Source organism: Bacillus sp. SIMBA_154 (assembly GCF_046536015.1).
In the GTDB taxonomy this organism is placed as follows: Bacteria; Bacillota; Bacilli; order Bacillales; family Bacillaceae; genus Bacillus; species Bacillus pumilus_P.
Genome location: NZ_JAWJBV010000001.1, coordinates 544,219 through 566,656, shown reverse-complemented (window position 1 = coordinate 566,656; position 22,438 = coordinate 544,219). Strand labels below are relative to the sequence as shown.

Genomic DNA, 22,438 nt, shown 5'->3' with positions numbered 1-22,438 from the left:
GGAAGCCAAAAACTCATGACCGATTATACAGCAATGAAAGACGGAATATTCAAATCAGTTTGTTCGTTAGATTGCCCGGATCAGTGCGGTCTTTTAATACATAAAGAAAACGGGAAGATCGTGAAAGTTCAGGGAGATCCAGATCATCCTGTGACACAAGGAAACATATGCAACAAAGTGCGAAATGTCACAGCCCGCTTATATGATGAAAAACGACTGACGACTCCTTTAAAACGTGTTGGCCGAAAAGGAGACGGTCAGTTTGCGCCTATTACGTGGGAAGAAGCCATTGAAACCATTCGGCAAAAATGGACAAAGCTGATCGAAGAAAAAGGTGCAGAAAGTATTTTACCTTACAGCTTCTATGGAAACATGGGCAATCTTAATGCAGAGGGAATGGACCGCCGCTTTTTCTATCGTCTTGGTTCAAGTCAGTTGGATCGAACCATCTGTCAGTCAGCTGGAACGACTGGCTATAAATATACAATGGGCGCAAGCATTGGGACAGATCCAGAAGACACCATTCATACAAAACTATTTATCTTTTGGGGCATCAATGCTGTGTCGACCAATATGCACCAAATTACCTTGGCTCAAAAAGCTCGAAAGCAAGGGGCAAAGATTGTTGTCATTGATGTTCACAAAAATCAAACCGGCCGGATGGCAGATTGGTTCATCCCGCTTCGACCTGGTACTGACAGTGCGCTTGCCCTTGGCATCATGCATGTCCTTTTTGAAGAGGAGCGTACAGATGCTTCATTTTTAGAGACATACACGGTCGGCCACAAGGAGCTTCGCGAGCATGTGAAGCAGTATGATCCAGAAACTGTTGAGCATATCACGGGTGTCCCTAAAAACGATATCATCGCACTTGCAAGAATGTATGCAGAGACATCACCATCTCTAATTCGCATTGGCAATGGTTTGCAGCATCATGATAATGGCGGGATGAGTATTCGAACCATCGCCTGCCTCCCTGCCCTGACTGGTCAATGGCTGCACAAAGGCGGCGGTGCGATGAAATCGAACTCTTCTTTTCTCAGCTATAATGAAACAGCTCTTCAGCGGCCGGATCTATTAAAGGAACGCTCGCCTAGAACATTTAATATGAATCAGCTGGGCAGTGTGCTGACGAATGCAAAGCCTTCCGTAGATTCACTTTTCGTCTACTCTTGCAACCCAGCCGTCGTAACACCTGAAGCAAATAAAGTAAGAGAAGGTTTGCTGAGAGAGGACTTATTTACAGTTGTTCATGACTTGTTCCTTACAGAGACAGCCGCATATGCAGACATTATTCTGCCGGCGACATCTGCCTTTGAAAACGAGGATTTCTATACATCGTACTGGCATCATTATATTCAAATTCAAGAGCCGGTCATTGAACGCTATGGAGAAAGCAAATCCAACACTGAAGTATTTCGCCTTTTGGCTCATGCCATGGGCTTTGAAGATGACGCCTTCCGCGAGACAGATGCGGAACTCATGGAACAAGCCCTTCATCACCCGGAAAACCCGCATTATGAAGACATTTCATATGAAGCATTAAAAGAGAAAACGTGGATCAAAGCAAAACGAGGGGCTTTCCAGGACTTAAAGCTTCCTACCCCAAGCGGGAAAATTGAGCTTTACTCTGAACAAATGAAGCAAGACGGATATCCAGCACTTCCAACCTATGTACCCCTTTATCAGGAAAGTGATTATCCGCTTACCTTTATACCGGGGCCGAACCATAATTTTCTTAATTCCACCTTCTCACTTCATGAAAAGCACCAAAAGCTTGAGAAATTTCCGAAGCTTCATATGAATGAACAAGATGCAAAAGAGAGAAAGATTGAAGATGGTGACATGGTGCGTGTGCTGAATGATCGGGGAGAATGTGAGCTTGTCGTTTCAGTCGGTCACAATGTATTATCTGGCGTTGTGGTCAGTCAAGGATTATGGGCGGATCAAAAAGGCAAAAAGCATTTGGTCAATGGATTAACACCTGATCGTTTGGCAGATATGGGCGGCGGTGCCACGTTCTTTTCCGGCAGAGTCGAGGTTGAAAAATTATCATAGAAAGGGGAAAAGCCAGCAATGAGACTGCTGGCTTTTCATTATGATCTTTTTTATCGTCCAATAAACAGTTGATTGGTCATCACATTCGCACTTCCATTGCTTCGGTAGCCTTCTACAGTTAATGCTGTTTCATACATTTTTCCCATTGGCATCCCTAAGCTTTCCCATTTTTTAAAATGCTGACTGACGGATACAGTCCCGCTTGTACGTTTTGTTTGACGTACACTCCAATATTGCTTGAAGGTCGCAATCCCAATAATGGAAGGCTGATTGACACGGGTTGTTTCATAAATGTCATATGTGCCTCCATCTACAGTAAATGTTCCTTTATGTGTTCCTGTTGGACGATACGTGCCCCATGAATCAACAATGTAGTATTCAGCTAGTGGAGATTGTGTCCAGCCATAGACACATAAATACGAATTTCCGCCTGGGTTAAAGCTTGCGTTGTAATTGATGGAGATGTTGCCAAGCTGATGATGAGTTTTAGTGGAATCAAACTTCTTTCCTTTTCGGAACAAAGCATTTCCGATATTGTTCCATTGCGCGCTAAATGCCCCGCCATTATTAAGCGTCATCGATGTATTTCCATAATCCTTCCATAATTCATAATCGTAGCCACTATGGTTACCCATTTGATTATTGGTAATCGTCATTGCATGAGCTGGTACAGCAGTCAGTATAAGCGTCAGTCCAATGCACATCACAAACAATAGCCTCAATCTTTTGAAATTCATTCTTTATTCCTCCCTTTTTTCATCCTTATTGTTCTGTCATCCCTAAGATGAAACGAGCCCATCACCTCCTTTCATGTAAAGACTCTCTGCTAGATGGAACGATACTGCTTTAAACCGACCTGTATGTCTCTTGTTTTTGTATAAATGCTTTGATACAAACGAAATAGATGGGCATAGACATCAACACGCTGCTGATTTGGCTCATATAAGGCCGCTTGATGAATAAACTGATCAGCGCATGCTTCAAGTGATGGATACCATCCGCCGCCAACCGCTGCAAGCATCGCTGCACCTAAAGCGGGCCCTTGTTCATTTTCTAACTGGATGACCTCCGCCTGAAAAATATCTGCCTGCATTTGAAGCCATGTTTGACTTCTCGCACCGCCGCCAATGGACACAATAGACTCTATTCTTTTTCCTGCCTGCCGGAATAAAGCAATTGATTCATTTAACGAGAAGGTGATCCCCTCTAGCACAGCTCTGACCATATGCGCCCTTTCATGCCTGCTGTCTAATCCAATCAAGCTTCCGCGAATGATTGAATCCGCATATGGCGTTCTTTCCCCAACTAAATAAGGGGTAAAGAGCAATCCATTCGCTCCTGGCGCTACATCAGCCACACCCTCTAACAGCGCTTGGAACGATTTTTCTGGAGCCAGTAAGGATTTTGTCCATTCAAGGCTATATCCTGCTGAAAGAGTGACACCCATTGTATAAAAAGCGTCTTTTTTTGCATGATGAAACAAATGCAAGTTTCCTTGCAGCTCTCTTTCATGGTCCTCTTCGTAGGAGAGAATGACACCGGATGTGCCAATGCTGCATAACGTGTGACCGGATGACAAAATGCCAGCACCGATTGCCCCGCACGCATTATCTGCTCCCCCTGCAAAGACTTTCACACCTTCTTTGATCCCAGTCTCCCGTGCAACTTGAGGCAAAAGTGTACCGACCTCCGCCTCTGATAAGACAAGCGGCGGGCAAACATGAGGAGGAATATCAAATGCCTGACAAATCTCCTTACTCCACGTCTGTTCTCCGATATCTAACAGTAAAGTGCCAGCCGCATCGGAATAATCAATATGAATAGCGCCGGTTAATCGAAATCTGACATAATCTTTTGGAAGTAAAAACATGTCTATTTGTTGATCAATATCTGGTTCATGCTCCTTTACCCATAATAATTTTGGCAGTGTGAATCCTTCTAACGCCTGGTTTTTAGTGATCTTTTGCAGCCGGTCCCCTAGCTTTTTTGTGATGCGTGTACATTGCTCTGTCGTTCTTGTATCATTCCACAAGATTGCGGGGCGGAGCACTTGGCGTGATTCATCTAATAAAACTAAACCATGCATCTGTCCAGAAAAGCTGATCCCTTCTACTCGCCTTGAATGAGCAGGCTGCCTCGCCATGAGTTCTCTCATTGCGGCAATCGTCTGCTCTACCCAATCCTCAGGATGCTGCTCACAATATCCAGGTTTATCTTGTATGAGGCGGTAAGGCTTAGAAGCTTCGCAGCACACCTTTCCGCTCTCATCTACTAATATCGCTTTGACTCCGCTCGTTCCAAGATCAATTCCCATCACATACTTCATGTTTTCACTCCTTCAAAACAGGTCCGCCTATTCAATTAATCTTCTAACAAGTATTGATTCAATCGTGCTTTCAGCTGTTCCTCTCTTCCCGATTCGTTTCTGATGAAAGGATGCGTCAAAGCATATTCTTCTAATGTATGAAAGTTTGCTTTCCCTTCTGAAATGTCGCGTCCAATTCCTTCAGAAAAGCTGCGGTACCGGTGCTTGATTACATCTTCAAACACACGATCTTCGATGAGTCTATGAGCCACCCGCAGCCCTTTTGCGAACGCATCCATTCCCGCAATATGGGCATACAAAATATCTTCAAGTTCAAAGGAGGCTCTTCTGACCTTTGCATCAAAATTGAGACCCCCAGTTCCAAGTCCACCATTTTGCAGAATTTCATACATGGCCAGTGTTGTGGCATATAAATCGGTTGGGAATTCATCAGTGTCCCAGCCTAGAAGCGAATTGCCTTGGTTCGCATCAACAGAGCCGAGCAGTCCATGAATTCTTGCTACACGTAATTCATGTTCAAATGTATGACCAGCTAGCGTTGCATGATTGGCCTCGATATTTAATTTAAAATGTGAATCTAATCCGTATTGCTTTAAAAAGGCGATAGATGTCGCTGCATCTGAGTCATATTGATGGGTTGTCGGCTCCTTTGGCTTTGGCTCAATTAAAAATTGACCGGTGTACCCAATTTCTTTTGCATAATCAACAGCCATGTGCAAAAAGGTCGCCATGTGGTCAAGCTCTCTTTTCATATCTGTATTCAGCAGTGTGTCGTAACCTTCTCGTCCTCCCCAGAAAACGTAATTTTCTGCACCGAGTTCTTTTGCGGTTTCAATTCCTTTCTTGACTTGCGCAGCCGCATAGGCAAATACATCTGCATGACAAGATGTAGCAGCGCCATGTACAAACCGGGGATGCTTGAACATGTTGGCAGTGTTCCACAGCAGCTTCACCCCGCTTTGCTGCATGTAATCTTTCATCCTTTCTAAAATGATGTCTAACTGTTGGTTCGTCTCTTGAAGCGTGTCTCCCTCTGGTGCAATATCACGGTCATGGAATGAAAAATACGGAACCTCCAATAGGTCAAAAAGCTGAAAAGCCACTTCTAATCTAACTTTCGCCAAATCCATTCCGCTATAGGAGTCCCAGGCTCTCTGCATGGTGCCCGTTCCAAACATGTCTGTTCCATCAGCAGTCAATGTGTGCCAATAAGCGACTGAGAAACGCAGGTGGTCTTTCATTGTTTTTCCACCAATCATTTCGTTCGGATCATAATATTTAAAAGCAAGTGGGTTTTTTGATTGTTTTCCTTCATATTGAATTTTGCCAACCGCCTCTAAACTGCGTAAGGATTTCATATTTGATTTGACCATTCTTCATTCCTCCTATGAATACACTTTGTAAGTTCACCCAACAAACTAATTATGAATTTGTCATCAAATCTCTTTGAATTTTCCATATTTTTTAGTTTTTTAGAAATATTTTCGTTATAATAAAGTTAAAATCATACTTCTCATGAAATACATTCGTAAAAAAGCACCTTTTTTCAACTTAATCTAAAGACGAAACAAATGGAGTGGATAACGTGAATATCGCTGATCAGAACTTTGTGAAAAAAATAAATCAAAAGCTATTGCTAAAAGAAATCCTCCATCATGCGCCAATCTCTAGAGCGAAATTATCTGAACGCACTGGTTTAAATAAATCGACTGTTTCATCTCAAGTGAGTACGTTAATGAAAGAACATCTCGTCTATGAAATCGGCCAAGGTGAATCTAGCGGCGGGAGAAGACCTGTTTTACTCATGTTTAATAAACGCGCAGGATACTCAATTGGCATTGATGTCGGTGTTGATTATGTAAACGGCATTTTAACAGACCTTGAAGGGTCTATTATCCATGAAGAGCAGCTCAAGCTCCCATCAAGCTCTCCTGATGTAACCATACGCATATTAATTGAATTGATTCATCAGTTGATCGCACAAATCCCCTCTTCCCCATACGGACTTATTGGCATTGGCCTTTGTATACCTGGGTTAGTGGATGCAGATGAACAAATCGTGTTTACACCTCATTCAAAATGGAAAAATGTTGACCTGAAAACAACGCTCCAAGATACCTTCCAAGTACCCGTCTTCATTGAAAATGAAGCAAATGCCGGTGCATATGGCGAAAAAATCTTTGGTGCCGCTAAACACTATGACCACCTGATTTATGCAAGTATCGGCACTGGAATTGGAATCGGTATCATTCTCAATCATCATTTATATAGAGGCGCATACGGTTTTTCTGGTGAAATGGGACATATGACGATCGACTTTAATGGACCAACATGCAGCTGTGGAAACCGTGGATGCTGGGAGCTGTATGCATCTGAGAAAGCATTGTTTCAGTCACTTCAAACAAATGGCCAGCACGTATCCTATCAAGACATTGAACAGCTGGCAAAGTTAAATGATATGAAAACACTCAATGCCTTGCGCAACTTTGGCTTTTATCTTGGCTTGGGTCTCACAAACGTCCTGCACACCTTTAACCCGCAAGCCGTTATTTTACGAAATAAGGTCATTGAATCACAGCCAACGGTTCTGAGTGTCATTCAAGATGAGGTATCCTCTAGAATGAATGCACAATTCAGTTCACGTGTTGAGCTGCTCCCTTCATCATTAGGGCACAACGCACCGGCGTTAGGGATGACATCTCTTGTCACTGAAGCTTTCCTGCATGATGCTACCCTTTCCCAATGAACCGCTAACTGATAAAAAGAGACAGCTTTTAGAGCGTTGTCTTTTTTTTATTCACCTGTTTCCTCATAGCGAAAATAATTGAAATCAGCTGGCAGATGCTCGCCGCTTGTATCTTGGCACTGCATGCCGACAAATGCCCCTGTAAAAAATCCCCCTCCGCGAATGAAATCATCGGATAAATGGCTTGATTCAAACGGCACATCAATCTCCTCCCACTCTTGCTGGTCAAAAGAATAAGAATATTTGTACGTCTCTTTCTGAACGGTCACTTTTAAATACACATACGTGACCTCGTCTGGAATGACGACTTTATTTGTCAACGGCTGAGAAAAGGTCAGATTTTCGCAGACGGATAATTCAAGGATACGGCCAAGCTCCTCGTCATATGTTACCTGAAGCGCTGTCCAGTTTTCCGTATTATAATAATTCACAAGACCAGCGGCTTGCTGAAAATTTTTTGGAAAGAATGAAACAGCTGTCTCAGCTTCAAAATAAAAGCTTTGCCAGCGCCTTGCAACAAACGCTTGGGTAAATTTAGACGTAAGAGACTCCTGACCGTATAGCCTTAAATGATGAGGGTTCTCCGTCAATGAACCTATCTGATCAGTAAAAGGGATTCTTAATGTTTGGAAATGTCTATTTAACGCCGATTCTTTAAATTCATCGACTGTATGGTGCGTTGGAGAGAAGACTTTTTCACTTATTGCTGGCGCTTCAACTTCCATTGCTCCTTCTTTTCCGCCTACCACATAAGGCCAGCCATCTTTCCATTCGAGCTTTTGAATCGCTGTCTCTCTTCCTAAAGGACACCAACCTCTTTGTTGAAAAATAGATTCCTTATTTGATTGAATCGGACGGCCCGTGAGATGAGCCAAGTACCATTCATTTGTATGCGTATGAACAATTGAGGCATGCCCGCATTTTTGAAGCGGATGGCTAGGCTCATGGAAAGCACTTAAGATCGGGTTATCAGGATGAACCTCATAAGGCCCTTCAATATGCGAGGACCGGGCAATCGTGGCCGCATGCTCGTACCGAGTGCCCCCTTCTGCCGTTAATAAATAATAGTAATCACCAAAGTGATAAAGATGCGGGGCTTCTGTCAGTTTAATAGACGTGCCTTTAAAAATGATCTTCCTCTGACCGATCAGTTTCTTTTCAGGCACACTGTATTCCTGCAAGGCAATACCTGCAAAGGAATGGTGCTTTTCTCTATGATCCCACAGCATATTTAATACGTATTTCTTCCCGTTTTGATCATGGAATAAAGATGGATCAAATCCAGAGCTATTGAGCCGAATCGGTTCGCTCCACTCGCCATCGACTTCGCTTGCCGTGACCAAATAATTATGACCATCCTTAAACGGGCCATCCACTACTTTAATATCTGAATAGATGAGCCAAAACTGGCCATCGGCATAGCTTAAGCACGGTGCCCATACCCCTCCTGAATCGGGATTTCCTTTCATGTCTAGTTGAGATGTTTTTTGCAAAGGGCGCGCGGCGAGCCGCCAATGGACAAGATCCTTCGAATGATAAATTTGAACCCCTGGAAACCATTCAAATGTAGAGACTGCAATGTAATAATCGTCTCCTACACGGCAAATACTCGGGTCCGGGTTAAACCCTTTTAGCACTGGGTTGGTAATCTTCATTGATCTCCCTCCTCTTTCAATGATTTACATTTTAAAATCGTCAATATGATCGACATACACCTGATCCCTATTCTCTAGCTCCCTCACGACTTTTTGATGTTTTTCTTCATCCAGGTTATAAAAATTAATATCAATCATCGCTAAAATCAGTAAGCATACAGGAATAACCGTTGTAGTGATTAAAATGCCAAGTAATGCTTCTGGTGTTTGCATTTGGTTCGCTACATAGCCAAACCGATCGAGTACAAGACCTGGAACGATCCCGCCTAATGCCATGCCAAATTTAAAGAAGAATCCAATCACTGCGTAGATGAGCCAGCCCATCCTTTTCCCTGTTTTATATTCGCCATATTCAACCGTTTCAGGAATGAGCGCCCACATATAAGCACCTGCTGTAATACTCCCAGCAGCAGCGACGAGTCTGAAAATAAGAATCAGAACAATTTGACTCGGCGGTATCACAAGTAGAGCAAGAAGACCTACGATATTCAGCAATAATGAATAATTCAGCAGTTTTTTCTTTCCTAGCAGCTTGTGTAGCCGCGGAATAAACGGCAGCACCATTAAAGCTGGCAGGCTGCCAATGAGTCCGTACCACTTCACTAAATCTTCTCTGCCAAGGTTATATGTCACATAATAAATCCCTACTGAGTTGCTGATCGAGTTCACGCCAAAAATAATGATAAAGAAAATACTTAACACAACAAGCGGACGATTCACTCGTAACTGGACAAAGATATCGCTGAATTTAATCTTTTCCTCAGGCCTTTGAAGCGTGACGCGTTCATTTGTGCTTTTAAAACAGAAAATAAGTAATGCGCCGCCAAGAACGCCGAGAAATGCCATCGTCATCTGCCAGCCAAGTGCTGTATTTCCAGTTGTATCGCCTAATAAAGTCGCAAGAAAAGGAACAAAAAAAGCAACAACCAAACCGCCGAGATTTGCAAAAACCATACGAACAGACGTAATGCTGACAACCTCTTGGTTATTTCTTGTCATTGCGGATGTTAAAGCCCCATAAGGAACGTTGATGAACGTGTATGTAAGCGATAAACCGACATACGTGATGTAGGCATAAATAAGTTTGCCCATAGCGGAAAAGTCAGGTGTCGTAAAGCAAAGGATTGCGAGTACCACAAAGGGAAACGCACCGAATAACAAGTAAGGTCTGAACCGGCCAAAACGGCTGTTCGTTCGATCAACCATTGCCCCAATAAAAGGATCTGCAAGCGCATCGATGGCGCGAACAACCAAAAACATCGTCCCTGCTGCTGCCGCTGATAAACCATATACATCTGTATAAAAAAATAATAGATACGTAGAGACAGTTGCATAAATTAAATTACATGCGAAATCTCCTGAAGCATATCCCACTTTTTCAGACATACGAATCTTCTTTAAATTCTCACTAACCATGAGCTTTCTCCCTTCTTTACTTAGCCTCTTCTAAAGAACAGATGGTGCAGGGCAGCAGCAATCAATGCATAAAATATAAAGCGCTTTCAATTCGTTGCAAAAATGAAGCTGAATCTCTCAATCATTCAGCTTAGCCCACATACACAGTCAATCATTTGAATGATGGAATCATCCCCTTTAGTGAACGGATAAACTGGTGATCTTTATCTTAGTTTATTGATTAAACAAACTAAGTTGAATTCATTTTATAAAATCTGATCTGACTTTTCAATATTTTTTGAAAAAATAATCCAAATAATCGATATCTTGTCATTATTTCTTTCATATGAGGTTCAATATCCTCTAAAATGACGACAAATGAAGAGAGAAAATATTTAATGGTTGCATTCAAGCTCATCCCATGCTATATTAATCAAGCGATGAGCTGAATTGTGTAAGTCGGGTAACATGTCTCTTTGAGACACACACGAATGTGGCGTGTGGTTATTCCGCCTCAATACGCAAAAGACATCTTCTATTGAAGATGTCTTTTTTCTTATCCTATTTTCGTCCCATTTTCAACCGGCTCATCTGTGGCAAGCAAGACAACGTCTTCTTTCGACGGCATGCCTCCTAAGACAAGCACTTCTGATTTGAATCCTGCAATTCTTCTTGGCGGGAAATTGACGACTGCCACGATTTGTTTGCCGATCAGATTTTCAGCGGTATAACGTTTTGTCAGCTGTGCACTAGATTGCTTTAGACCAATTTCGGCACCAAAATCAATCTTTAGTTTCAGTGCAGGTACTCTGGCTTCTGCAAAAAATTCTGCTTCTATTATTGTCCCAACACGCATATCTAACGCTAAAAACTGTTCAATATCTGCCATATGAATCTCTCCTCTTCCTTTAAAGGTACAAGCACTCAATTCCTCATCTGCTAGATGACCGCTAGTCTCTCGTTGATTTCCTCATTGTAGCACATCCAATTTTTAAAAAAACGGGTTCAAAAGCCGATTCAGCACCAACATCACTCACTAGTTTACATAATGAATTTATTGCAGTCTATTAAATGTTTGCATCTTGAAAATGAATTCTATAAAATGGCAAATAATCCTACTGCTTCCTCTCGAATATTTCAGGGAGGGTTAACACTTGTTTACATTGTCAGATATGTGGACGTTTTGCTGGTCGTTTTTCGTCATTCTTCCTATCGTTGCCATCCTGCATCAGCTAGGCCATGTTGTGGTCGCATGGATGTTTGGGGCAAAGGTTTCTTTTGCGCTTGGCAGAGGCAAACAAGTGCTGAAAATAGGTGTAGTTGAAATTAGACGAATCTATTTTCTAGATGCATTTTGCCATTATGAAGAAATGAGGAAAAATAACCGTTTGTCGCACATTCTTGTCTACTTAGGCGGATCATTATGCAACCTGCTCAGTGTTCTCATACTGAATACAATGATCGCCAATGATTTCCTGCCAGAACATCAATTTTTCTATCAATTTGCTTACTTCTCAGTCTACTATGTATTTTTTGCGCTGCTGCCAGTACAATATGCAGATCATCATCCGAGTGACGGGCAAGCGATTGTGAACATCATTCGGCACGGTGAACCATGTGACATCATTGACTAAAATAGATGACTTTTGCTGTCAATATGATACTGAATCGTTAAAAAAGGAATACCGAACAGCTTCATTTGATGAACCGCTGTGAGACTTTCTTCTGTCTCCGGTTTCATATGAAAGCTCTCTTCCATTGGCAGTTTCATGGTGATAAAAGGCGTATTCAAATACAATCCTTCGTCACCGCTACTGCCTTTTGGACATTTGCTTTTTAATAGAAAGTCTTCCTGCTCATTAAAGGGTTTTAAAATGGCGGTAAGCTGTGAATACGGAAGCGGCAGAGCAATATTCATATAACCCGCATCTGCATTGTGATGATGAGCATAAAGCGCAAAAAAGACTTGCTCACCTTTCTCGTTGTGACGAATCCACGCACGCACATTCTCTCTTTCTTCCTTAGGGTGTTGAAATCTGCAAAGGCTTCCCGGCATTTCATACGGAATACGAGATGACCCCAAATATAGCTGACCTATTTTTTTGAAAACTGGTTGAAATATATAGACAAAAGGCCTCACCCACCAATGAAAATTGACCGCTGCTTTTAACGTAAATTGCATGGGGTCCTCATAAAACCTGCGAATAACAGGTGACACCCTTTCAGCTGAAAACGTCTTTCCATTTAATTCTTCAAGCGAATCTACTAAACCGATCTTCTCGCTATCATGTATTCTTTCATTTTGAAAAGACAGCAACTGAAAACGACCATGAACCCTCGAAATCGGAAAATCCTTCTTGTTCAATCGATCGGCCGGCTTTTCGATCAGCCATCCAATCAGACCCGGTAAAATAACAAAACATGCGTTGATACTGCCATGAAACCAAAGCATTTGATCAATGCTTATGTAGGTCACACGCATGAGCATGCCAGCAGAATATAGAAGAGATAACACAATGGTCCCCATTAACATGCTGCTAGAAAACACAATCAGCCCTTTTGCCACAGCTGAACGAAACCTTGTTTTCATACAAAGGATTCCATACACGTAGAGTGCGATCACATAAACGATGACGCTAAACGTATCAAATAGACGGGAGAAGCTAATCCCAACAGCAATCATCACGGGTGACAGCAAAATGACCCAGCCACTTGCTTTGTATAAAAGCGTCTCTGATTTGCGCTGCCTCCCTAATAATCCATAAAAAAGCGGGATAAAAAAAGCGGAGTAATGAAAATGAATAGCAGTCAAAAGAACAATAAGCGGCGAAAATGTCATCACTTGTATATTTGCCGTGTACAGCCAAAACCAAAGCCCACCTAAAGCGATATACATAAACGCACCATCTATCATGAGCTCATGGAGCGGAAAGAGTCCTCTTTTCAGCAAACGAGTCAAACCAAATAAAGCTAGAACCACTGTATAGACAAGCCATCCCGATGCAAACCAAGCGGAATGATACATGAATGCACCAGTTGCACAGAGAGCAGCAAATGGAAAGGCTTTCATTAAAAAGCCGATAAGCAACCCCTTCTTCCGCTTTTTCCCTTCCTGATCGAAAAAGTGTAATACAACGGGAAGAAAAAACAAAATTGCAAGGAGAACAAAGAATTCTGCAATCGGACCTGTCAACAAACGGGTGGCGAGAAAACAAGACATGAAGATGATGCTAGACGCCAAATGCCATTTATTCATCATGAGACACCCTTTCAGTAAACCGGCCTTTATAAGTAAAAAGAGTTCCAAAAAGGCGATTCTTCACATGCACATCAATTGTATACTTACCTGCATGCTCGTCGTAGCCTTCCGTGACATCCGACACACCATATAGCCATGAAGGCAGCGGCAATTCCCGCCCTAACATCAGACATTTTTGCTTACCGGATTGAATGTGCAGGCACCCATTTTCCGTTACTGTAAAATGAAGCTCTGACATAAGAAGTCTAGGCTTTCCAAAGTAGTCTAGTACTTTATGACTCTCCTGATCAATGATCATATCTGCATCAAAATGTCTTTCCCTCTCAGGGAAATAGAACGTACGAAACCAGTGCATTCCTTCCTCTCCCTTGTTTGTCATAAAGGGTTCGTTCACAATTCGAAAGGGAATGTTTTTCCCTCTCTCAGGGAAAAAACAGCGAAACAATGGACCTATTCTGAAGAAAAATCGTATGAGCCTCGTCCCGCCGCCTATTTCCTCCATGATCCCTTCGGCAGTAAACGCGCGGTTGTACCGCTCTTTCAATTTCGGATGCAGCTTATCGTAATCCTTTACTTGATGACGATGAACGACCATGTCTACCTCCCCTTTTTCGTTTGATCGAAAACACATCTACACAATCTTTTAAATTAATCATTCCTGCAATGGATAAAATGAAAAATGCACTCACCACAAGCGGCTCATGAAGGCTCGCCTCAGGGGATAGGATTCCTATACAAAGCATCATAAGCAGAAAAATGCTTTGCAGAATAAAGAGATATTTCTTTGATAGCTTAGGAATCAAAAATGATACGCCTAAAAGGGCATAAAACAAGCGAAACCCGGTGCTATGATCAAAAGCAGAATGTGAAAAAGGAATGATCGCTTGGCATAGCCAGACGATGGCAAACAGCAAACAAATCCCGTAATGAGCAAGTGTTCTCTCTAGCAGCAAACGGGGATGTGTTCCCTTTTCAAGCCACGTCTTTAATGCGCCAAAACTAAAGGCGGTCATAAAGCCGATCATCGGCCGAAAAAAGAATCGGTCTGCCCATTTCCACCCTTTTCCTTCTTTCGTTTCATAATCAAATTGAGTTTGAAACACAATGTGATCGTTCGTTTTCATGTACTTCCAATAGCCGCTGCCTTCTTTAATGAAAGATAAAGGATGTGACGATTTGAATTTGAGCGAGGACGCTCTTTCATCGCGCTCATCCATCATTCTTGCTCGATACGCTCCTGTCCCTGTCACACTTATACCGAATCCAAGATGTTTTTCATACAAGAAGGATTGAGGCTGTTCATCTCTAGGTTCATTTAATGAAATGGTTGAAAATCGCAAATCCCATTGTTCATGAAGCTTTGGATTTTGCGTATATTCCCATACTTTCTCTATAGGTGCATGAATGGTTGTTTCCACATAAACAGGCTTTCTTTTCATCTGCCTCTACTCCTCTATGTGAATTATTTCACATAATAAGCATACCATGTTTCACAGAACTGTCAAATCTTTATTGGTTTTCTGTCAAAAAAATTTATATTCACGAAGCACTATAGCCCTTTTCATGATATCGGTTCGATACTTAAAAAAGACCTGTCAATGAGACAGATCTTCTTTTTGCTGTACGTCTGAGATATAAAGCCGGACCGCATAACTCACACTATCTTCAAGCTGTTCTTTTCGTTGAAATCCCTTTTTATTTGAAATATCTCCAAAGCCATGCAGTAAGCTTCTGAGTCCTCTTACTACATGCGTCATTTCCTCTCATCGTATAAAGAAATATCTTTTCGATCGGTTTGTCTTTTTGTGCCAAATTCAATGATCGAGCTTGCTGCCATTTTTAAAGCAGCATCAATGTGAGCTAATATCATTAGTTTCAGCAACTATTTTTTTATCAACCGCAATATAAATATCAATTTGCGCTTCTTTTGGATCAATTGATCTTTCGTCGTACCATTCAAAATCGCCTGTATATGTGCGAAAATAACGCTGATCCCAATTCCAAATCTGCTGCCATGTTTCAAGCACAACTTCTTCAATCGGTCCCTTTCTCGTTCGAAATCTTGCATAGGTGGACGAGGGAATCTCTTTTGCATGTTCCACATGATGATCCACAAATTGTCCCGCTGTAAATAAATATGAGCCATTTTCATCTGTTTCATAATCTGAATATAGCCCGATGACAGGCGCTTTTCCGCCATGAAGCTGCTGCGCGAAAAATTGCTGCCAAAGAGGTGCAATTTTCCGGTCTTCCGTCCGTTCCATTTCATTCGTTGTTCGGATAGACAACCCTTTGATCAAATATTTCTCTAATGTCACGATATCGTACATACATTCTCATCTCCTTTTTTACCATCTTATAAAAAGAAACCTGACAACACTGTGTCAAGTTCCTTTAGGTAAAAGAAATTGTTTCAACTGGAGATCAAATGCTTCCTGGACATGCTGCGGTGAGATAATGTCGACATCTGGTCCTAAATGGAATAGGAAGCTATATAACCAATCATCTTGAGGCAGGCTGATTGCTGCAAGATAGGTTCCGTCTGAACATACGATTAATTCGCTCTCATCCACCCACTCCTTCACTCTGCCAACTGATGCTTCTGTTACTCTTAGCATAAGTGTGCTTACTGAAGATGCTTCGTGCCAAGAGTCATTCCAGGGCTTCTCTTCGTTTTTGATCCTTTTCGGTTGGAAAAACCCTGAAATCGTGATGAGGTCTGTCATTCTTGTGAGCTTGAACAGACGAAAGGCTTTTTTCACACAACAAAACGCATACAAATACCAATGCCTTCCTTTTAAGACGAGCGTGTAAGGCTCCACTTTCCGAGGAAGTGTTTCTCCTTTCGCATTGCGATAGGTGAACTGAATATATTGGTGCTCTGAGGCAGCTGTATGAATGAGCTGGAGCTTCTTCTCTAAGTGGCTGTCTTTTCCCCAGGAGCTTAAATCAATGAAGATATGGTGCTGTTTTTCGCTTTCATCTGTTTGAGACGGAATCAAGGATTTGATTTTTTTCAGTACATGCTCACTTTCTTTAAAGGAGTATGCACTCGTCATGCTTTCAAGGGCTGTTAAAATGAGCTCGATGTCATCATCGGTGAATAATTTTTTCTCTAAACGATAGTCGTCAACAAGTGAAATGCCTCCGCCTGCTCCTTGCGTTGTCACAACTGGAATCCCGGCTTGATTGATAGTATCAATATCACGATAAATGGTCCTCACGCTCACTTCATGAAGTTCTGCAAGCTCTTTCGCTTGTACTTGCTTTTTGCTAATGAGCAGCATCACAATAGACAAAATGCGATCAATTTTCATGACTTTTCCTCTTTTTCATAAATGTAGGTTTTGATTTGATAAAAAAAGAAAGAATGGTAAAGATAAGTAACAGCCAGCATTCGTTTACATCCCTGCACGTGCAGGAGGAGGTTGCATCATGACACATAACGTGTGGCAGTTGTTCATTGTCGGGTTCGTCATATTGATCTGCATGATCATTCGAATGAATCGAATGAGACGCTATCAGCTCGTACGCCCGGTAAGTCTTTTGATAAGAATGTATGTATTTGGTTTCACTGCCCTTATTCTTATGACAGAAGGATGGCAAAATCACAGTATTTTCATCTATGCCGCCATTGGTATGATCTTCGGTAGCAGTCTGGCCGTTCACGCCTATCAGACGATTCGCATGAAAGAAGAAAATGGCCGTCTTTATGTCAAAACAAGTAAATGGATTGAAAGCTTCATTTTATGCTTGTTTTTATCGAGATTTGCCTTTAAATTAGTCGAGCTGACAAAACATTCACTGACGAAGATCGATGTCATTGAATTGTATCAGCGTATTGTGAGCGATGATGCCTTGACCATGCTCAGCTTTTTTCTACTAGCTGCTTACTATATTGTTTTTTCTTATCACATGATGAAAGCAAATAAAAGATCGAGTCATGTGCATCATGCATAAAAACCTTCCTATAAGAAAGTAGGAAGGTTTTTTATCAATCATGCTGTGCATGGTGAATCATTTGTTCAAGCACTTCCATCACATGCTGATCTTCAGGACTGTAGAAAATCGAGGTCCCTGCTCGTCTAGATTTCACAAGACGAAGGTTTTTTAAAAAGCGCAGCTGATGAGAAACGGTTGATTGCATAAGATTCAGTGTTTCCGCTATATCATTTACCGAGTGTTCACCTTGAGACAGCAGGTGCAGGATACGAATACGTGTCGGATCAGATAAGGCTTTAAATGTTTGTGAGACAAGAAATAGACTTTCTTCGTCCAGCTCCATCCGCTCCTGCTCTTGATTTGTATTCAGTTCTTCCTTCATTTCGCTTCACCTTTCTTGTCAGTCAAATCACGACTTATTCTATGTATCATCATATACCAAAACGTGCGGCGTGCAAAGCTTACACACCTTTAGAAAAAAGATTTATCCAAATAGCATTGACACTTGGTAGCATTCTTTTTAAAATGAGCATTATTTATTCATTTTTTTAGAGGAGCTGATAGGCAAATTGACTGAAGAGCCAAGACTAAAACGCAGCCTGACTGTCTTTCCACTTGTTGTGATCGGGCTTGCTTATATGGATCCACTTGTCGTATTTGATTCATACGGCATTGTTGCTCAACTGACGAAAGGACACGTCGCTGCAGCTTATATATTTACTTTACTAGCATTACTATTGACAGCGCTTAGCTATGGGAATATGGTGAAAGCTTTTCCAAAAGCAGGATCTGCATATACATATGCGCAAAAAAGTATTCATCCTCACGTCGGCTTCCTTGTGGGCTGGACGCTTTTGCTTGATTATTTATTTTTGCCTATGGTGAATTTCGCTATCGGAAGTGCTTATTTAACCGCAGCCTTTCCTGATGTACCTCATTACATTTGGATCATCATACTTGCTATCGCCATAACGACTGTCAATGTAATCGGTATTCGGCTTACAGCCAACATTACGGCACTATTTGTTACCTTTCAGGTCATTGTCGCCGTCACCTTTGTTGGGTTTATTATTTATGGACTCACGCAAAACGCAGGCAGTGGGGAATTATTGTCAGCCCGGCCTTTTTATTCAGCTAGCTTAGACCCGGCTCTTATTTTTTCAGGGGCGACCATTTTATGTTTTTCTTTTCTAGGATTTGATGCGATTTCGACCATGTCTGAGGAAACCATTAAGCCAAAAAAGACGATTCCTCTTGCGATTTTCTTAACGGTCGCCATTGGAGGCGTGCTGTTTACCCTTACCTCATATTTTTTGCAGCAGGTGTTTCCAAATTTCCAGCAGTTCAAGCATCCAGATGCGGCCTCACTTGAAATTGCGGAATTTGTGGGTGGCGCATTTCTGCACTCGTTCTTTTTAGCTGGCACGATGGTCGCTGTCATCTCTTCCTCATTATCGTCACACGCGAGTGCAGCAAGGCTGTTATATGCAATGGGAAGAGATCAATCGTTACCGAAGCGTTTCTTCGGTTATATTCATCCAACATTGAAAACCCCTGTTTTTAATATTTTATTAATCGGTGTTTTCTCTTTAACCGCAGTTATTGGCGAGCTTGAAGTCATTTATTCATTTATCAGCTTCGGCGCATTGATTGGCTTCACTTTTGTGAACTTGTCTGTGTTTGCGTACTATTTCGTCAGACATAAACAAAGAGGTGTACTGAACACATTGAGATATGCAATGATTCCTCTTTGCGGTACGGCCTTTTGTATTTGGCTGTTAACAAGCATCAGTACAAATGCATTAATCATTGGAATGGTCTGGCTCATTACCGGTTTCCTTTATTTCTGCTACAGGCTGAAAACAAGACCTGAATTTACGTTTGGGTATGATTGATCATAAGGTTTTCACTTGGTATCCGGTGCAGGATGTGGCATAATAAAAAGGCTGTACTTCCCTTTTAAAAGCGGGACAAAACAGGGGTGAACTGACCTTGAAAAAGAAAAAAACAGGATGTTTTGCCATTTCAGGCTGTTTCACGATTTTTCTGTTTGTTTTCGTATTAGCAGCCATTGTCATTTCCTTTAATCAAAAGGAGTTAAAAAAGCTGCCGATTGATACGGAATCAATTGTTTTGTCGAGATTGGATGATTACAAACCGCTTGTAGAAACAGAGTTAAGAGATCAAGATTTAGATCAATATACCGCGTTAATCCTCGGTATGATGTATCAAGAATCAAAAGGCAGAGGCGGAGATCCAATGCAATCCTCTGAATCTCTTGGTTTGAAAAGAAATGAAATCAATGACCCTCAGAAAAGCATTAGACAAGGAGTCCATCATTTTTCGACCATGTACAAGCATGGGAAGAAAAAAGGCGTTGATTTGGAAACCATTATTCAAAGCTATAACATGGGAATCGGCTATATTGATTTTGTTGCAAAAAACGGGGGAAAACATTCTGAGAAATTGGCAAAGCAATACTCCAAAAAGCAAGTGAAACGAAACCCCGAAGTTTATACGTGCGGGGGCAACAAAGATAACTTCCGCTATCCTTATTGCTATGGTGATTTCACTTATGCTGAAAAAGTAAAAGAAAAAACGAAAACAGTTGAAGAAAAGATGAAATTGGCTTCATCATCCACACCATCATCGTAAAAAAAGCACTTCCTACATGGAAGTGCTTTTCAATTTATTGATGCTCTTTTCCGATTTCCGGCAGAATCGTTTTCGCTAAATGCTGATCCATTTCCTCATATTCATCATAATGAATCGTTTCATACAGCTCTTTTCTCGTTTGCATGTCCTTCAGTATTCCTTGCTGCGTTCCCTTTTCCATGATCTCTGTAAATAAGCGCTCATACGCCTTTGCAGCGACTCTGAGTGATGATACAGGATAAATAACCATTTGAAAGCCAAACATGGAAAATTCGTCTGCATGATAATAAGGTGTCTTGCCAAACTCCGTCATGTTTGCAAGGAGCGGTCCTTTGATATGGTTTGAAGCATGCGTGAAGTCTTCTGCAGTGATGAGCGCCTCAGGAAAAATGGCATCAGCACCTGCTTCTACATAGAGATTGGCCCGGCGGATGACATCCTCCATCCCGTTAACGGACTTTGCATCGGTTCTAGCAATGACCAAAAGCGATGGTGCCGCTTGTTTGATGGCTTTGATTTTTGCGATCATCTCTTCTACTGGAACAAGTGACTTCCCGTTTAAATGCCCGCATTTTTTCGGCATTTGCTGATCTTCGATTTGAACAGCCGCCACCTTGCTCTCAACCATTTCTTTTGCTGCCCTTGCTGCATTTAATACACCGCCATAGCCTGTGTCCAGATCCACCAAAAGAGGCAATTGAGAAGCTCGAATGATTTCCTTCGCTTTTTCCGCCATTTCTGTTGAATGGATCATGCCGAGGTCAGGCAGTCCTTTGCTCGCACAAAAAGCTGCACCTGATAAATAGAGCCCTTGAAAGCCCGTTTTTTTCGCATAAAGCGCAGACATTCCATCGTGAACGCCTGGAATTTGAAATAAAGCTGATTTATTCATTTTCTCTTTAAAGGCTGCGGCTAAATCAGCTTGACTCGTTTCATCATTCACGATCCACACGCTAGTTCCCCCTTATATCACGAATAAGTCCATAAATGCTGGTACTGTCGTTGTTTTTAATTGATTTGGATTTTGGCAAAGAGACTCAATTTGATCGACTTGTTTTTGAGGAAATCTTGTCTTCAAATGATACGCCCATTTCTTTTCAAGCAGCGGAATGCCTTCCTGTCTTCTTCTGCGATGACCTAGCGGATATTCAATTTCGATTCGGTCTGTCATCGTTCCGTCTTTAAAGAAAATTTGAACACAGTTTGCAATCGATCTCTTTTTCGGATCTAAATAGTCAGCTGTATAACGTTTATCTTCCTTCACAACCATTTGATCCCGTAAACGATCAATGACCGGATTTTGCGCAGTTTCTTCTTCATAATGATCAGCTGTCAGTTCACCATAGATCAGCCCAATGGCGGTAATATATTGCAAGCAGTGATCGCGGTCTGCTGGATTGTATAGCGGCCCTTTCTTGTCAATAATTCGAATCGCTGACTCATGTGTCGTAATTTCCACCCGGTCAATCTCATCTAATCGATCTTTCACAGCGTCGTGCAGCATCACAGCAGCCTCTGCAGCAGTCTGCGCATGAAATTCAGCAGGATAAGCAATTTTGAAAAGCACATTTTCTATGACGTATGAGCCAAGCGGCTGAGCGAGTGTGAGTGGTTTTCCTTTCATGAGAACATCTTCAAATCCCCACTTCTCTGCACTGAGCGGCATTTGATAGCCCATTTCCCCTTTCAGTGTCATCATCGCCAGTCTCACCCCGCGGCTTGTTGCATCTCCTGCTGCCCACGATTTCCTTGATCCTGTGTTCGGGGCGTGGCGGTACGTTCTAAGCGGAGAGTTGTCAACAAAGGCTTGTGATAAAACATGCTGCACTTCCTCCTTCGTTCCGCCAAGCATCGCACAAACGACGGCACTTGTTGCCACCTTGACAAATAAAACATGATCCAAGCCATTTCGATTCAGGCAATTTTCTAAAGCAAGCACACCTTGTATTTCATGTGCCTTTACAATCGCATGCAGTACGTCATTCATCGTGAGCGGTTCTTCTCCGTTTGCAAGCCGCGTTCTGCTGATATAATCACTTACAGCTAATATCCCGCCTAGGTTATCAGACGGATGGCCCCACTCCTGTGCAAGCCACGTGTCATTATAATCTAACCAGCGAATCATACATCCTATATCAAAAGCCGCTTGGACTGGATCTAACACAAACGAAGTGCCAGGCACCCTTGCTCCGTTAGGCACAACTGTTCCAGGTACAATCGGCCCGAGGTGCTTCGTGCATTCAGGAAAATGGAGCGCCAGCATTCCGCAACCGAGCGTGTCCATGAGCACATACCGTGCTGTTTCAATTGCCTCTTTGCTCGTAATTTCTCCGTCCACTGCATAGGCTGCGATTTCTTCTAATAGCTGATCTGTTTGATTGGCGACTGCTGTTTTATTCATG

Annotated in this window: 21 protein-coding genes; 6 read left to right on the top strand and 15 right to left on the bottom strand. The window is 42.1% G+C overall.

Annotated features, from left to right (window positions below; genetic code table 11):
- Nucleotides 1-15: 15 nt before the first annotated feature.
- Nucleotides 16-2,058 carry a molybdopterin oxidoreductase family protein gene (locus R0K30_RS03390; protein ID WP_099727865.1) on the top strand — a complete coding sequence of 681 codons (2,043 nt, stop codon included), beginning with the start codon at nt 16-18 and terminating at the stop codon, nt 2,056-2,058.
- A 50-nt stretch (nt 2,059-2,108) separates the two neighbouring features.
- Here R0K30_RS03390 and R0K30_RS03385 read toward each other — a convergent pair whose 3' ends face one another.
- The 3 genes from R0K30_RS03385 to xylA form a co-directional block, all read right to left on the bottom strand.
- Complete coding sequence (locus R0K30_RS03385; RefSeq protein ID WP_230030264.1) at nt 2,109-2,795, bottom strand: glycoside hydrolase family 11 protein; 687 nt, start codon at nt 2,793-2,795, stop codon at nt 2,109-2,111.
- A gap of 89 nt (nt 2,796-2,884) precedes the next feature.
- Complete coding sequence (xylB, locus tag R0K30_RS03380) at nt 2,885-4,384, bottom strand: xylulokinase (protein ID WP_099727867.1); 1,500 nt, start codon at nt 4,382-4,384, stop codon at nt 2,885-2,887.
- A gap of 35 nt (nt 4,385-4,419) precedes the next feature.
- Nucleotides 4,420-5,757 (bottom strand): xylose isomerase, encoded by a 1,338-nt coding sequence (gene xylA, locus R0K30_RS03375; RefSeq protein WP_099727868.1) that lies wholly within the window; start codon nt 5,755-5,757, stop codon nt 4,420-4,422.
- A gap of 212 nt (nt 5,758-5,969) precedes the next feature.
- Between xylA and xylR the strand changes: the two genes are divergently transcribed.
- Nucleotides 5,970-7,130 carry a transcriptional repressor XylR gene (gene xylR, locus R0K30_RS03370; protein WP_249705522.1) on the top strand — a complete coding sequence of 387 codons (1,161 nt, stop codon included), beginning with the start codon at nt 5,970-5,972 and terminating at the stop codon, nt 7,128-7,130.
- 47 nt (nt 7,131-7,177) lie between these two features.
- Here xylR and R0K30_RS03365 read toward each other — a convergent pair whose 3' ends face one another.
- The 3 genes from R0K30_RS03365 to csaA form a co-directional block, all read right to left on the bottom strand.
- Complete coding sequence (locus R0K30_RS03365) at nt 7,178-8,785, bottom strand: glycoside hydrolase family 43 protein (RefSeq protein WP_410609113.1); 1,608 nt, start codon at nt 8,783-8,785, stop codon at nt 7,178-7,180.
- A gap of 24 nt (nt 8,786-8,809) precedes the next feature.
- Nucleotides 8,810-10,201: an MFS transporter gene (locus R0K30_RS03360; RefSeq protein ID WP_410609111.1), complete on the bottom strand. Its 1,392-nt coding sequence runs from the start codon at nt 10,199-10,201 to the stop codon at nt 8,810-8,812.
- A gap of 535 nt (nt 10,202-10,736) precedes the next feature.
- Complete coding sequence (gene csaA, locus R0K30_RS03355) at nt 10,737-11,069, bottom strand: chaperone CsaA (protein WP_099727872.1); 333 nt, start codon at nt 11,067-11,069, stop codon at nt 10,737-10,739.
- Between the two features lie 265 nt (nt 11,070-11,334).
- On the opposite strand from csaA, the gene R0K30_RS03350 reads away from it, so the two are divergent.
- A complete protein-coding gene (locus R0K30_RS03350) occupies nt 11,335-11,814 on the top strand; it encodes a site-2 protease family protein (protein WP_230030269.1) in 480 nt (159 codons plus the stop codon).
- Here the strand turns inward: R0K30_RS03350 and R0K30_RS03345 are convergent.
- The 6 genes from R0K30_RS03345 to R0K30_RS03320 form a co-directional block, all read right to left on the bottom strand.
- Nucleotides 11,811-13,436, bottom strand: coding sequence for a YndJ family protein (locus R0K30_RS03345; protein WP_410609108.1), 1,626 nt, complete (start codon nt 13,434-13,436; stop codon nt 11,811-11,813). The two genes, R0K30_RS03350 and R0K30_RS03345, sit on opposite strands and share 4 nt — an antisense overlap.
- On the bottom strand, nt 13,429-14,034 hold the full coding sequence (locus R0K30_RS03340) for a DUF4166 domain-containing protein (protein ID WP_249705518.1): 606 nt from the start codon (nt 14,032-14,034) through the stop codon (nt 13,429-13,431). The genes R0K30_RS03345 and R0K30_RS03340 overlap by 8 nt, the downstream gene beginning before the upstream one ends.
- Nucleotides 13,997-14,878 (bottom strand): hypothetical protein, encoded by an 882-nt coding sequence (locus R0K30_RS03335; protein WP_410609105.1) that lies wholly within the window; start codon nt 14,876-14,878, stop codon nt 13,997-13,999. The genes R0K30_RS03340 and R0K30_RS03335 overlap by 38 nt, the downstream gene beginning before the upstream one ends.
- Nucleotides 14,879-15,034: 156 nt before the next feature.
- Complete coding sequence (locus R0K30_RS03330) at nt 15,035-15,196, bottom strand: hypothetical protein (protein ID WP_410609103.1); 162 nt, start codon at nt 15,194-15,196, stop codon at nt 15,035-15,037.
- A gap of 93 nt (nt 15,197-15,289) precedes the next feature.
- Nucleotides 15,290-15,769 carry a GyrI-like domain-containing protein gene (locus tag R0K30_RS03325; RefSeq protein ID WP_410609101.1) on the bottom strand — a complete coding sequence of 160 codons (480 nt, stop codon included), beginning with the start codon at nt 15,767-15,769 and terminating at the stop codon, nt 15,290-15,292.
- 54 nt (nt 15,770-15,823) lie between these two features.
- Nucleotides 15,824-16,756 (bottom strand): helix-turn-helix transcriptional regulator, encoded by a 933-nt coding sequence (locus R0K30_RS03320; RefSeq protein ID WP_099727877.1) that lies wholly within the window; start codon nt 16,754-16,756, stop codon nt 15,824-15,826.
- Nucleotides 16,757-16,874: 118 nt separating this feature from the next.
- Here R0K30_RS03320 and R0K30_RS03315 point away from each other — a divergent pair, with 118 nt between their 5' ends.
- Entirely contained in the window at nt 16,875-17,399 is a 525-nt protein-coding gene (locus tag R0K30_RS03315) for a CcdC protein domain-containing protein (RefSeq protein WP_099727878.1), read from the top strand.
- A 34-nt stretch (nt 17,400-17,433) separates the two neighbouring features.
- Here the strand turns inward: R0K30_RS03315 and czrA are convergent, their stop codons facing one another.
- Nucleotides 17,434-17,763 (bottom strand): Zn(II)-responsive metalloregulatory transcriptional repressor CzrA, encoded by a 330-nt coding sequence (czrA, locus tag R0K30_RS03310; RefSeq protein ID WP_007500691.1) that lies wholly within the window; start codon nt 17,761-17,763, stop codon nt 17,434-17,436.
- A gap of 187 nt (nt 17,764-17,950) precedes the next feature.
- Between czrA and R0K30_RS03305 the strand changes: the two genes are divergently transcribed.
- Both R0K30_RS03305 and R0K30_RS03300 read left to right on the top strand, forming a co-directional pair.
- On the top strand, nt 17,951-19,276 hold the full coding sequence (locus R0K30_RS03305) for an APC family permease (RefSeq protein WP_230030275.1): 1,326 nt from the start codon (nt 17,951-17,953) through the stop codon (nt 19,274-19,276).
- Nucleotides 19,277-19,373: 97 nt separating this feature from the next.
- Nucleotides 19,374-20,036, top strand: coding sequence for a lysozyme family protein (locus tag R0K30_RS03300; protein WP_034319273.1), 663 nt, complete (start codon nt 19,374-19,376; stop codon nt 20,034-20,036).
- A 34-nt stretch (nt 20,037-20,070) separates the two neighbouring features.
- On the opposite strand, the gene prpB is transcribed toward R0K30_RS03300, so the two are convergent.
- The gene (prpB, locus tag R0K30_RS03295; protein WP_099727880.1) at nt 20,071-20,988 is read right to left on the bottom strand and encodes a methylisocitrate lyase; all 918 of its coding nucleotides are present in this window, start codon (nt 20,986-20,988) and stop codon (nt 20,071-20,073) included.
- 12 nt (nt 20,989-21,000) lie between these two features.
- The gene (locus R0K30_RS03290; protein ID WP_099727881.1) at nt 21,001-22,437 is read right to left on the bottom strand and encodes a bifunctional 2-methylcitrate dehydratase/aconitate hydratase; all 1,437 of its coding nucleotides are present in this window, start codon (nt 22,435-22,437) and stop codon (nt 21,001-21,003) included.
- Nucleotide 22,438: the final 1 nt, after the last annotated feature.

Coding starts and splice junctions, on each gene's coding strand:
- R0K30_RS03390 (WP_099727865.1), top strand. CDS start 16: ATGACCGATTATACAGCAATGAAAGACGGAATATTCAAATCAGTTTGT.
- R0K30_RS03385 (WP_230030264.1), bottom strand. CDS start 2,795: ATGAATTTCAAAAGATTGAGGCTATTGTTTGTGATGTGCATTGGACTG.
- xylB (WP_099727867.1), bottom strand. CDS start 4,384: ATGAAGTATGTGATGGGAATTGATCTTGGAACGAGCGGAGTCAAAGCG.
- xylA (WP_099727868.1), bottom strand. CDS start 5,757: ATGGTCAAATCAAATATGAAATCCTTACGCAGTTTAGAGGCGGTTGGC.
- R0K30_RS03365 (WP_410609113.1), bottom strand. CDS start 8,785: ATGAAGATTACCAACCCAGTGCTAAAAGGGTTTAACCCGGACCCGAGT.
- R0K30_RS03360 (WP_410609111.1), bottom strand. CDS start 10,201: ATGGTTAGTGAGAATTTAAAGAAGATTCGTATGTCTGAAAAAGTGGGA.
- csaA (WP_099727872.1), bottom strand. CDS start 11,069: ATGGCAGATATTGAACAGTTTTTAGCGTTAGATATGCGTGTTGGGACA.
- R0K30_RS03345 (WP_410609108.1), bottom strand. CDS start 13,436: ATGAATAAATGGCATTTGGCGTCTAGCATCATCTTCATGTCTTGTTTT.
- R0K30_RS03340 (WP_249705518.1), bottom strand. CDS start 14,034: ATGGTCGTTCATCGTCATCAAGTAAAGGATTACGATAAGCTGCATCCG.
- R0K30_RS03335 (WP_410609105.1), bottom strand. CDS start 14,878: ATGAAAAGAAAGCCTGTTTATGTGGAAACAACCATTCATGCACCTATA.
- R0K30_RS03330 (WP_410609103.1), bottom strand. CDS start 15,196: ATGACGCATGTAGTAAGAGGACTCAGAAGCTTACTGCATGGCTTTGGA.
- R0K30_RS03325 (WP_410609101.1), bottom strand. CDS start 15,769: ATGTACGATATCGTGACATTAGAGAAATATTTGATCAAAGGGTTGTCT.
- R0K30_RS03320 (WP_099727877.1), bottom strand. CDS start 16,756: ATGAAAATTGATCGCATTTTGTCTATTGTGATGCTGCTCATTAGCAAA.
- R0K30_RS03315 (WP_099727878.1), top strand. CDS start 16,875: ATGACACATAACGTGTGGCAGTTGTTCATTGTCGGGTTCGTCATATTG.
- czrA (WP_007500691.1), bottom strand. CDS start 17,763: ATGAAGGAAGAACTGAATACAAATCAAGAGCAGGAGCGGATGGAGCTG.
- R0K30_RS03290 (WP_099727881.1), bottom strand. CDS start 22,437: ATGAATAAAACAGCAGTCGCCAATCAAACAGATCAGCTATTAGAAGAA.